We start from the raw sequence: 11,895 nt of genomic DNA, 5'->3' as shown, positions 1-11,895 counted from the left end.
ATTATTGTGGGGACTATTTGAATGAAGTCGAATGTGGCTTGCTAGGAATGCGGGATGATGTTTCTTGGCCGCGATGATTAAGCGGCCTGTTAACCTAGACTGCGTTGTAAGCGATAGAAGTAGTCATGCCATTCTGCTTGCGCCGTTGCGGCTTGTTCATCGTCGACTAATTCGAATTTAACTGTTTGCCCTGGGCGAGTTTGCGCGAGTTTCCACAGATCGGCTTCAATAATCACTGCGATTTGAGGATGATTGCTGGTGGTCTTAGCATCGGCAAGTAACACTAAAGGTTGCCCCGAAGCTGACACTTGAATGACTCCGGGCTTGACTGTATGGGATTGAACGGGAAATGGTTTTGCTAAGGTCAATATTTCCCCGTTGAGTATTGCACTTGCACGATTGCTTTCTGCCGAAAGTTGCCACTGTGTTTGCCAGAATGTTTGCTGCGATTTTAACGAGAAGGCTTGGGTATGCTTTGTTGCGAGTGTGCGAATATGCCCATTCCAACTTTTTTGAATTGCGCCAACTTGCCTTCTTAGTGGATGTGCGGAACCTAAGGTCAGGTTATCGCCAGCTTCTAATGCGCGACCATGAAATCCACCGATACCTGAGGTTAAATCAGTTGCAGCAGAATCCATCACTAACGGCACTCTAACACCGCCATCAATCGCAACATAGGCACGCATGCCTTTATTTCCCCCTCTAAGACTGAGTTTTTGTCCTGCCTTAATTGAGTAACGCCAGCCGCAAACTATGGGTTTATTGTCTATGCGGGCATCGAAATCGGCACCCGTTAAGGCAATCCAAGCATCACGTTTAAACAAAAAAATCGATTGGCCGAAGGTCAATTCCAGTACGGGTGTATTGTCTGGGTTTGAGAGTAGGCGGTTTGCTAAACACAGTGCAGGTCTATCTAAGGCACCAGCTTGGGTTACGCCTAAATGTCGATATCCCATGCGTCCGATATCTTGAACTGTGGTTAGTGCACCCGCTTTTATTACCTCGATCATCAAATTTTCCGTTGTTAGCTCGCGAGTAGATTGTTAATCAATTAAAGGGAGACAAAATATGTATCCCTTTAGGAATGGTAGGCATATTGTCAGTTAAATGATGCTGAAATGTAAGTTTTTTGAGGTTTCAACTTGTAACCAAGATTGTCTTTGTAAAAGCAGTAATGGTGGTATAGAAGAAGTCCGAAATGAATTGAATATGTTACACTTAAGCTAAGTATTAGCCTGTCTACAATGTCTTAATACACGGCTTGAGCTGATCAAAATGGATTTATGATGGGCAATATTTAACTGACTTTTTAACAATTATTTATAATGACAGGTTGATGCTTCTTGATTAAATCACTTTTTAATAAACTCTTTAATATTCGCGATACGGCGACCGTTGAGAGACCCAAAAGTTTTTCAACGACGGACTTAGGTAAGTCGCTTGAACCTGCGCGAAAGCCAGCTAAACCTCTCGGAGACATTAGTGTGGTATCTGTGGATTTATCTGCACTCTTTTATAGTTTGTTATTTCCGACACGGGTTAAGGACACTGGCGGTGTAGCGAATAATCTTGAACGTCGAGTCATGGCGGAGATAGAGCAGGCCTTGGCATCGCCACAAGTCATCGCCGAAAAAGTGCTAAAGCTGCCGTCAAAGGTATTGGAATTAGATCGTAAGCTGGCCGATCCTCAGTTTGATATTAAGGATCTATTAGCGCTTATTGAGCGAGATCCTTTACTGAGTATTGAGGTACTTAAGCTATGTAATTCCCCTGCGTTTAAACGTAGTGATAGGGATATCACCAGTTTGCAACAGGCTTTGGTACAGCTTGGTCGTGAACAGTTGAGAAAGTTTGTCACCACTTGTCTAGTGCGTGAAATGTTGGATATCAAGCCAATTTATTTTCGTCGTTTCGGCGCTGAAATTTGGCGCCACTCGATGCAGGTCGCCTTTCTCGCCAGTGAGTTAAGCGATGAAGATCAAGATACGGCTTTTTTATTGGGCTTATTGCATGATGTCGGCAAGCTGGCCATTTTCAAAATGCTACTCGATGCGTTTGTGCAGGCGGAGCCCGGAGAACAGCCTAATTCTGGGTTATTTAGACAAGTGATGACGACGAAATCGTTAACCTTAAGTTCATTGCTCGCTAAGTATTGGCAGCTACCCAATACCTTTGAAACAGAATTAGACAAGCTCGCCAGTGTGAACTCGCGTCCGCAAGCGGGGCTCGCAGCTGTGGTATGGCGGGCGAATGTGATCAGCGAGATTTCTATGCTGCATCAAGCAGGGCAATTGTCTCCTGAAATACTGGCGAATTTACTGCAGCAAGTTAACTTAGATCAAACTCAATTTGATGGCTTACATCAAAAACTGCTGCAGTTCTGATTGGGCAATTTAATATGTTTGGTATAAGAAATCAGGACAATAAAAAACGCGCTATGTAGCGCGTTTTTTATAAAGCGATAATTTTATAAACCTTAGTATCATTATTGCAGTAGTGATATATCTGCTACGTGCAGGAACTGCTCGCGTAGATTATTCAACAATGCTAAACGATTGTTTTTCAAAGCTTCATCATCCGCCATAACCATTACATCTTCGAAGAACTGATCCACGCTTTCACGTAGGCCAGCTAACAAAGTTAAGGCTTGTTGGTAATCTGCATTGGCAAACAAAGGTGCCAACTGTGGTTGTAGCTCGTTCAACTTGGCCGCCAATGCTTGCTCTGCGGCTTCGGTCAACAAACTTGCATTGATCGTTGTCGGTAAAGCGCCTTCAACCTTAGCCAGAATGTTGGATACACGTTTGTTCGCTGCTGCAAGTGCGCCAGAAGCTTCTAGGCTTCTAAAGTGTGATACCGCATTAATACGACTATCAAAATCAGCTGGGCGTGTTGGGCGACGTGCTAGCACGGCTAAGATCACATCAACACCAATGCCTTTATCTTGATACCAAGCGCGGAAGCGAGCCATTAAGAACTCTAACACTTCGTCGCTTGCATTGGCGTTGCTTAAGTGAGTACCGTGGAGCTCCTGAGCTTTGGCTATCAGCATTACTAAGTCCAGTGGCAGTTTATTCTCAACGATAATACGCAGCACACCGATGGCGGCACGGCGTAGGGCAAAGGGATCGGCAGCGCCTTTGGGTGCTTGGCCAATACCAAAGATACCGACTAAAGTATCGAGCTTGTCTGCTAATGCGACTGCGCAAGATACGCCAGCACTAGGCACTGTATCGCCAGAGAACTTAGGCTTGTATTGCTCTTCCATCGCAATCGCAACAGCTTCGGTTTCACCATCAAGGCGGGCGTAGTGCATGCCCATAGTGCCTTGAGTGTCGGTAAACTCCATCACCATATTGGTCATCAAATCGGTTTTAGATAACAAACCTGCACGGGCTGCATCAACCGTATTCGCGCCAGTTTGCTCGGCAATAAAGGCGGCTAGGGCAGAAATACGATTCACTTTGTCTTTTAAGGTGCCGAGCTGTTGTTGGAACAGGACGGTTTCTAGGCTAGGTAAACGCGATTCCAGCGTGTGTTTTTTATCGGTATTAAAAAAGAACTCGGCGTCGGCAAGACGTGGGCGAACGACTTTCTCGTTACCTGAGATAATTTGCGCGGGATCTTTAGATTCGATATTGGCCACAAAGATAAAGTTTGGCAGTAACTTGCCTGCATCATCAAAGACTGGGAAGTATTTTTGGTCGCCTTTCATGGTATAGACCAAAGCTTCAGACGGTACACTTAAGAATTTTTCTTCGAAGCTAGCGGTCAATACCACAGGCCATTCAACCAAAGAGGTGACCTCTTCAAGCAGGCTATCTTCGATATCGGCTGTGCCACCAATCTTAGCGGCGGCTTTTTCGGCATCGGCTTTGATTAATGCTTTACGGCTTTCGTAATCGGCGATGACTTTGCCTTTTTCTTTTAGGTCGGCAAGGTAGTGATCAGCGTGTGCTAATTCAAACTGCTTGAGCCCCATAAAGCGGTGACCGCGAACAGTGCGTGCCGATTTGATACCCAGCAATTCACCTTCAATCAACTCACTGCCTAACAAGATAGTGGCTGTGTGCACAGGGCGAATAAATTGGGTTTTATTATTGCCCCAACGCATTGGCTTAGGAATGGGCAATTTATCGAGTGCACGTTGAGCCATAGCAGCGATCAAACTTTTGGTTTCGACGCCTTCAACTTTGGCGTTATGGACTAACCATTCGCCTTTATTTGTAACTAAACGTTCGGCTTGTTCAACAGTAATACCATTACCACGTGCCCAACCTTCGGCGGCTTTAGTCGGTTTGCCTTCAGCATCGAATGCTGAACTCACTGCTGGGCCGCGTTTTTCAACGACTTTGTCGGCTTGTGCAAGGGCAAGTTCAGTGACGTCAATTGCCAGACGACGTGGCGCTGCGTACCAAACGGCTGAGCTGAACGCTAAATCGGCTTTGGTGAGTTCTTCAGTAAAGTTAGCTAAAAAGGATTCAGCCAGTTTACGCAGTGACTTAGGTGGTAATTCTTCCGTGCCTAACTCTATGAGTAAGTTTTCAAAATTCATGTTTTTACCTCTACTTACACATTGGGAAGCCAAGCGCTTCGCGTGCCTGATAATAAGATTCAGCGACCGCTTTCGCCATAGTACGAACGCGTAAGATGTAGCGTTGGCGCTCGGTAACTGAAATGGCATGGCGGGCATCGAGCAGGTTGAAGGCGTGTGAGGCTTTCATCACTTGCTCGTAGGCGGGCAGAGGTAAGGGTTTTTCAAGCGACAATAAATGCTGACACATTTTTTCGCACTGATCGAACAGGGTGAACATAAAATCCACATCGGCGTGTTCGAAGTTATAGGTAGATTGCTCGACTTCGTTTTGATGGAACACATCGCCATAGGTGATTAGGCCCAGTGGACCATCGGTCCATACGAGATCATAAACGCTATCAACGCCTTGGATATACATGGCCAGACGCTCTAGGCCATAGGTGATTTCACCTGTGACAGGGCTGCATTCGATGCCGCCGACCTGTTGGAAGTAAGTAAACTGAGTCACTTCCATACCATTAAGCCAAACTTCCCAGCCTAAACCCCAAGCACCTAGTGTTGGTGATTCCCAGTTATCTTCCACAAAGCGGATATCGTGGATTTGAGTATCAATACCCAGTGCTTGCAGTGAGCCTAAATACAGCTCCTGAATATTGTCAGGCGAAGGTTTTAACACGACTTGGAACTGGTAGTAGTGCTGCAGGCGGTTAGGGTTTTCACCGTAACGACCATCCGTAGGGCGGCGCGATGGCTGCACATAGGCACTGCTCATAGGTTCAGGCCCTAAAGAACGTAGGAAAGTTTGTGGGTGGAATGTACCAGCGCCGACTTCCATATCTAGAGGTTGAACAATTGCACAGCCTTGCTGTGCCCAATATTCCTGCAGGGTGAGAATGAAACCCTGAAATGTTTTTACGTCGTGTTTTGTCGTCATGTCTACTTGTCTACTGCCGTCAGCCTGAATAGAAAATGGGTTCGATTATACCTTGTAGATATCTGCTTATGTAGGTTATTTTTTACCTTCTTAATTAAAACAATAAGGTTATATACCATGGAAGAGATCCGCTGTGGCTGGGTAAGTGATGATCCCTTGTATCGTGAGTATCACGACAAAGTGTGGGGGCGACCTGTTTATGATCCAAAGGAGCTGTTTGCTAAGTTGTGTTTAGATGGTCAACAGGCCGGATTATCTTGGATAACTATCCTGAAGAAGCAACAAAACTATGAACAGGCCTTTGCTAATTTTGAACCTGAGATTATTGCGACTTTCGATGAGGCGAAAGTAGAGGAGCTCATGTTGAATCCCGGTATAGTGCGCAATCGCTTGAAGGTAAACTCTATCATCAAGAATGCTAAAGGTTATTTAGCCTATACTGCCGATGGGAAGGATTTCTCTGCATTTTTATGGAGCTTTGTGGGCGGAAAACCCATAGTTAATCATATTACGGCAATGTCGCAGGTTCCTGCACAAACACCAGAATCTGAAGCCATGTCAAAGGCGTTAAAGAAGCTTGGATTTAACTTCGTTGGCCCAACCATTTGTTATGCCTTTATGCAGGCGGTGGGTATGGTGAACGATCACCTTGTAGAGTGTATTTCCTATCAGGCCTGTGTCGATTCTTGTGCCGGACTGCATAACCACGAGTAGCATTAATCGCAGAGCTTGCCTATGTTGAAGTAGGGTTTGGAACTTGTCGTGGTATTAGAAGCCTAGAGATAAAAAAGCATGTTCCACGTGGAACATGCCTTTGGTTATTTCTATTTGCTGAGATTAGATTTTTTCAAAGATAAACGGCTTACGTTGTTGTTTGCTGCCATTAAGTTGATTCATCTTTTCGGCATCGAACAACTTACCATTAACCATAGTATGAGTGACTTTGTCGGTGACGCGAATGTCGGCTAATGGATCACCATCAATAACGATCAAGTCTGCGAGCTTACCTTCTTTGATAGAACCGAGTTGCTGCTCCATGCCAAAGGTCGTCGCTGGATTAATGGTGGCCGTTTTCAACACTTCCATATTGCTCATGCCGCCTTGGGCAAACATCCACATTTCCCAATGTGCCGCTAAACCTTCACGTTGACCGTGGGCGCCAATATTTGGGTGAACCCCTAACTTATTGAGCTCGTTAGCAACCTTAGCAACATTGAAATGATTGTAGTGGCTCTCTGGTGCATGGGGGCGTCGCATTGATCTTGCTTGTAAAATATCGGCTGGCACATACATGGATAGGCGTGGATGTGCCCACACATCGGTTTTATCATACCAGTAGTTTTCACCAGAAATACCACCATAGGCAACCACTAAGGTTGGCGTGTAACCAACTTTAGTCTGGCTCCAAAACTGTTTGATATCGTTATAGATTGAACCAACGGGGAGTGAGTGCTCAATCGTAGTATGTCCATCGGCGACCATGCTTAAATTATGTTGCAGCAAGCTACCACCTTCAGGGACAACCATCATTTCAAGTTCACGTGCGGCAGCGATAACTTGCTGCCTCTGATTTCGGCGCGGCTGGTTGTAGCTTTTTACGCTAAACGCCCCGACTTTTTTCAGACGTTCAAGATGAAACTTGGCATCATCCAGTGAGTCTATGTGCGATGTGTAACCCGGTGCATTTGCGCCATAGAGTATGGTGCCGGTGGAGAATATTCGTGGGCCAACAATATTGCCTGCTTTTTGTTGCTCAGATGCGGCAAAGATTTCTGTAGTGTCATTCGATGGATCGTGAATAGTGGTGACACCCAAGGATAAGCCTGAATACAGCGCCCAGTTCTGTTGTGGCACAATTTCATCATCTGCTTGCGGTCCATGGGCGTGGGCATCGAATAGTCCTGGCATGATGGATTTGCCTTTGATGTCGATGATCTGCGCATCCTTAGGAATCGCAACATCGGCATCGCCTACGGCGACAATATGATTGTCTTTGACTATGACCACACCATTATCAATCACTTGGTCATTTTCCATCGTAATCACTTTGCCACCGACGAAGGCGATTGTTCCACGTGGAACATCGGCCTTTTCGGTAAAGCCTAAATCGATAATGCTGGGTTGTGCCTTTTCATCTTTATTGAGATATTGAGTATCAACTTTGGCTTGGTACAGCTCGGGGCCAAGAGTCCAATATAGTTGGTCGCTTTTACTGTTCCAACTGATACTTTCGCCCGCACGGGTACTCAATTGGCTTACAGGTAGATTGTTGGCATTGGGGCCAATCTCAACTGTCTCGCCGTGTTTAGCAAAAGGTGTTACCCAAACTTTAAAGCGTTCAGCAAAGGCGAGTTGCTCACCATCGGGTGAAACCCTAAATTCAGTTGCATGTTTGCTGCTGTAATGAACCCGCTTATCGAAGCCGTCTAAGTTGATCGATGATAATTGCGGCGTTTCATCTTCGCTGCTATTCATAAAAAAGACGCGATCGGCATTGGCACCGAATTGAGCTTGATAGCCATCGGTACTGATCTTGCTATTTTGTTTACCTTTAATATCGACTTTATATAGCCCGAGCTCCTGCGACCAAGTTCTTGGTGTGAGGTTACCGCCTTGAGTTTTACGATACACTACGAGTTCACCATTGGGTGAAAAGGTGGGTTCGACATACTTTCCTGGCTCAGATGTTAGCTGCTTAGGTTTGCCACCTTTGGCGCTAATCACTTGTACTGTGCCTTGGTCTTGGTCATTCCAAGTGGTGAAAACAATATTTTTACCATCGCGCGACCATTGGGGATAAAGTTCTGCAATATTTTTGTCTAGATCAGTTAAGCGCGACATTCTGCCATCGGGTAAGGATTTTAACCAAATTTTCCCCAGTGCTTCGAAGGCGACCTTGCTACCATCCGGTGAGACTTGCGCCATACGTAGCATTTTTACATCGAAAACGTCTTTATCGATATCTTGCTTAAAGCGCACCGAGGGTTGTATGGCTAACTCAGTTTTTACACTAAAGGGGATATCTGTGAGTGTTTTATTGGCAACATTCAGACGATTAATTTTTCCCTTAGCCCAGAAGAAAATATCCTTGTTATCTTGTGTCCATGCCATTGTTGGATAGACGCCATGAATGGCCCAAGTCTCTTGCATATCACGGTCAAGTTCGCCAAACAGTTTAGTCGTCTCTCCCGACTTAAGGTCGAGTAGGTAGAGTGATGACTGAAAATCATCGCGCTTAATATAGGCGAGCTTAGTGCCGTCTGGGCTCGGCGTTGGCCGAATTGCACCACCCGTGCCTTCGATTAATACTTCAATCTCGCCAGTTTGAGTATCGTAGCGTTTTATTTTGTAGATACCGTTGACCGAATCCTTTGAGTAATGGAAGGTTTTACCCGGCGTGTCATCTTGGCTAAAGTAGATATAGTGACCATCGGGTGAATACGCGGGTTCACCTAAATCTTTCTCATCATTAGGACGCTCGGTCAATTTAACGCCTTCACCACCCGCAACGTGGTATAGCCACACTTCGCCCGCACCCAAACTACGACTGGCGGTAAAGTGCTTACGGGCAACCAGATACTGGGAGTCTGGGCTCCAAGCTGGACTGTTTAGCAGCCTGAAGGTTTCTTGGGTAACTGTTCTTGGGTTTTTACCATCAGCATCCATAATCCAAATGTTATCACCACCATCACCATCGGACGTAAAAGCAATGTGCTTGCCATCAGGGCTATAGACGGGCTGCATCTGCCAAGCTATGCCTTGGACTAATGGCTTAGCTTCACCGCCTGTTACTGGAATTTGGTAGATGTCACCGAGTAAGTCGAAGACGATATGCTTACCATCTGGGCTGACACTTAAGTTCATCCAAGTGCCTTCATTAACATCAACTTTGACTTGCACTAAGGGAGCATTCGCTGGAGCGTTAACATTCCAAGTCGATTCTTTCGTTTCTGTGGCGTTAACTGCGAGGGTATTCATCCCAAGAGTGAGGGCAATATAAAGCGGGGTAAGTTTAGAGTTCAACATGTCACTTCCTGTTATCGTTCTTATGGGCTACCTACATGAGCGGTATTAATACAAGATAAAATTTTGTTAATACTTGGTGTAGTTATCGCATAAATAGATAGGAAGGAAAACGTAAATACTGTTTCAATTGATGTTCGAGCTAGAAAGCTGATATTTATATTAGGATTGGGACAACAGAAATAGAACCAAGTTATTTGGTTCTATTTATAGAGGAATATGGATAACTAGCTGAGATAGGTGATTGGATTAGCGAGGAAAGAAAATTGCTATTTCATCACCTAGGTGGATCATGGCATCATTTAATACCCTGCATGTTACACCTCCTCGCCAATCTGGGGTGAGTGCGGCTTCTAAACCGACATGTGCAATTTCCATTTTTTTACAGGGATCGGTCTCACCTGTAATTTCAAGTAGTAACTCACCAATCTGTAAATGTTTACCAACATCTGCACTGCTAAATACCAGACCATCAACGAGCAGATTTGCTCTGCGAGTCGTCCAAGGTAATTCTGCCTCGATAGCACGACAGGCTTGTTGCCATTGTAGTTTGGAAAGCACAGTAACTTGGCGTTTGCCTGGGCGACCAAATACATCTTTCTCTACACCATTTAATTGGGTGACATTGGCACAGAGAACCTCATTCATTGGGCCGCGCTTTACAGTTTTATAGGCAATTGCCAGCAGTTTTGGCATAGTTCCTCACATCCTTTTTTAATGATTAAGTCGCTAAAACGATACGACTTAAAGTCCTTTTTTGATCAAATATTGGTATGGCGTCTGAGCCGTTTCGCTGGCGATAAGGGTGTGATCCATAAACTCACAGAAGCTTGGAATATCGCGTGTCGTTGCAGGGTCATCGGCAATGATCAGCAGTGTCTCGCCGGCAGCCATTTGTCTTACCGTTTTACGCACCATCATTACAGGTTCTGGGCAACGTAAGCCTAGTGCATCGAGCCTATGCTGTGCGGTTGAGAAAGCGTCGTTCATATTACCTCTACTGAACGGTTAAGCAGAATTAGCTAATGTTACTCTAGCCCCCATGATAAACCAAGTTGGTGGTTTCAATTTGTGATGTGGTTTGATTGGTGTGCTTTTTGTCGTTACCAAAGCTAGAGATAAAATGTTCCACGTGGAACAAACTTATGGCTTATGGTAATTAACATTACTCAACGGCTTTATCAGCAGCGCTTTGAGATTGAGAGATTGGATGGATAACAGCTGTACTATTCTCTGGTGCTAAATCATTTGCTGCAGCCATAGTTTGTTGCTGCAATTTGGACGCCCGTTTGTAGCTATACATTTTTTGATCGGCTTTATGAATTAAGCTATTGGCTTCTTCATATTCATAGGGGCCAGTATCTGTAATGCCAAAGCTTAAGGAAATATTGTTTAGACTGAGTTTTATTTTTTGATTAAACCGAGTGATGAAATTCTCTCGAGCTTGTTCCTCACGACAGTTAGGCATGATGATACAGAACTCATCTCCACCATATCGAAAACAATGATCTTCCGCACGAGTGGTTTCTTTAATTGCTTTTGCGACAGCACAAAGTACTTCATCACCTGATCTATGGCCTTGAGTGTCATTAAATAATTTAAAATCATCTACATCTAAGTAGATGACACATACGGGCTCGGCGCGTCTTTGGGCTGCTCTGAGTATGCGAGTTGCGGTTTCTTGCAAGTGCCTTACATTGAGCAAACCTGTTAAGGGATCGGTTTGCGAGAGTTCTTCTAACTGCTGGGTCCGCTCTTTGACTTTGCTTTCCATGCTTTGGGCATATTTCTCAGCCTTATCTTTAGCGTTCTCAATCTCGGAGACTAAGCTGCGAATATAAGTATCGAATACTAGTGTGACATCAAACAGCACGAGTTTATCAATTGCGGCTCGAATACGTTCGGCTTGACGTACATCTTGTACTGAGCCGTTGATCACTGCATAGATCAACTCCTTGAGTGTGTGTACCGCAGACAGGTAAAGTTTGGGCTCAACACCAATGCGTTTATGGACTAAACCAATCCGTAGGCGATTGTTTACGTACTCAAGATCATAAACACCATTAAATAAATCAAGCACATATCTTCTCTGTGCGGTACGCAGGCGGGCAAGGGTGTCTGAGTCTCCAATCAAGAGCGCAATTTCTGACACACTGGTTTGTAAGCCGTAAAAGTCATCGACGATTTTATCGATGTTTTCTTCGATGATAGGCTTAAAGGATTGCAGGGCCTTTACATCTCCCCCAGTAAAAGAGAAGAGCGCTTTACGAGACTCGATCTCCAGCTCAGTGATCCGCATTTGTTCGAAAAGGGTCTGTTCCGTTTGTAGCATCAGGCATTCCTCTGGTAAAACAACGAATTGCATCCTTGCACTACACTGCCTAGATTTGGCTGATGATTG

Annotated in this window: 9 protein-coding genes; 2 read left to right on the top strand and 7 right to left on the bottom strand. The window is 45.0% G+C overall.

From position 1 onward, the window contains the following. Positions 1–89: 89 nt before the first annotated feature. Positions 90–1,010 (bottom strand): biotin-dependent carboxyltransferase family protein, encoded by a 921-nt coding sequence (locus KO531_RS20140; RefSeq protein WP_219252100.1) that lies wholly within the window; start codon positions 1,008–1,010, stop codon positions 90–92. 333 nt (positions 1,011–1,343) lie between these two features. Between KO531_RS20140 and KO531_RS20135 the strand changes: the two genes are divergently transcribed. Next, entirely contained in the window at positions 1,344–2,384 is a 1,041-nt protein-coding gene (locus KO531_RS20135) for an HDOD domain-containing protein (protein ID WP_219252099.1), read from the top strand. Between the two features lie 101 nt (positions 2,385–2,485). Here KO531_RS20135 and glyS read toward each other — a convergent pair whose 3' ends face one another. Together glyS and glyQ are read right to left on the bottom strand one after the other, a co-directional pair. Then, entirely contained in the window at positions 2,486–4,555 is a 2,070-nt protein-coding gene (glyS, locus tag KO531_RS20130) for a glycine--tRNA ligase subunit beta (RefSeq protein ID WP_219252098.1), read from the bottom strand. 10 nt (positions 4,556–4,565) lie between these two features. Then, positions 4,566–5,471: a glycine--tRNA ligase subunit alpha gene (glyQ, locus tag KO531_RS20125; RefSeq protein ID WP_006084781.1), complete on the bottom strand. Its 906-nt coding sequence runs from the start codon at positions 5,469–5,471 to the stop codon at positions 4,566–4,568. Between the two features lie 117 nt (positions 5,472–5,588). Here glyQ and KO531_RS20120 point away from each other — a divergent pair, with 117 nt between their 5' ends. After that, positions 5,589–6,185 carry a DNA-3-methyladenine glycosylase I gene (locus KO531_RS20120; protein ID WP_219252097.1) on the top strand — a complete coding sequence of 199 codons (597 nt, stop codon included), beginning with the start codon at positions 5,589–5,591 and terminating at the stop codon, positions 6,183–6,185. 123 nt (positions 6,186–6,308) lie between these two features. On the opposite strand, the gene KO531_RS20115 is transcribed toward KO531_RS20120, so the two are convergent. The 4 genes from KO531_RS20115 to KO531_RS20100 all read right to left on the bottom strand — a co-directional run bounded on the left by KO531_RS20115 (position 6,309) and on the right by KO531_RS20100 (position 11,826). Beyond that, complete coding sequence (locus KO531_RS20115; protein WP_219252096.1) at positions 6,309–9,497, bottom strand: amidohydrolase family protein; 3,189 nt, start codon at positions 9,495–9,497, stop codon at positions 6,309–6,311. Between the two features lie 246 nt (positions 9,498–9,743). Then, a complete protein-coding gene (locus tag KO531_RS20110) occupies positions 9,744–10,190 on the bottom strand; it encodes an MOSC domain-containing protein (protein ID WP_113941403.1) in 447 nt (148 codons plus the stop codon). Positions 10,191–10,238: 48 nt separating this feature from the next. After that, the gene (tusA, locus tag KO531_RS20105) at positions 10,239–10,484 is read right to left on the bottom strand and encodes a sulfurtransferase TusA (protein ID WP_105250817.1); all 246 of its coding nucleotides are present in this window, start codon (positions 10,482–10,484) and stop codon (positions 10,239–10,241) included. Positions 10,485–10,659: 175 nt separating this feature from the next. After that, positions 10,660–11,826 (bottom strand): diguanylate cyclase, encoded by a 1,167-nt coding sequence (locus tag KO531_RS20100; RefSeq protein ID WP_105250818.1) that lies wholly within the window; start codon positions 11,824–11,826, stop codon positions 10,660–10,662. Positions 11,827–11,895: the final 69 nt, after the last annotated feature.

This window comes from Shewanella sp. NKUCC06_TVS (genome assembly GCF_019345515.1).
GTDB classification, from domain to species: domain Bacteria; phylum Pseudomonadota; class Gammaproteobacteria; order Enterobacterales; family Shewanellaceae; genus Shewanella; species Shewanella oncorhynchi.
Note: the sequence above shows the minus strand (reverse complement) of the source record. Positions and strands in the feature narration are given on the sequence as shown.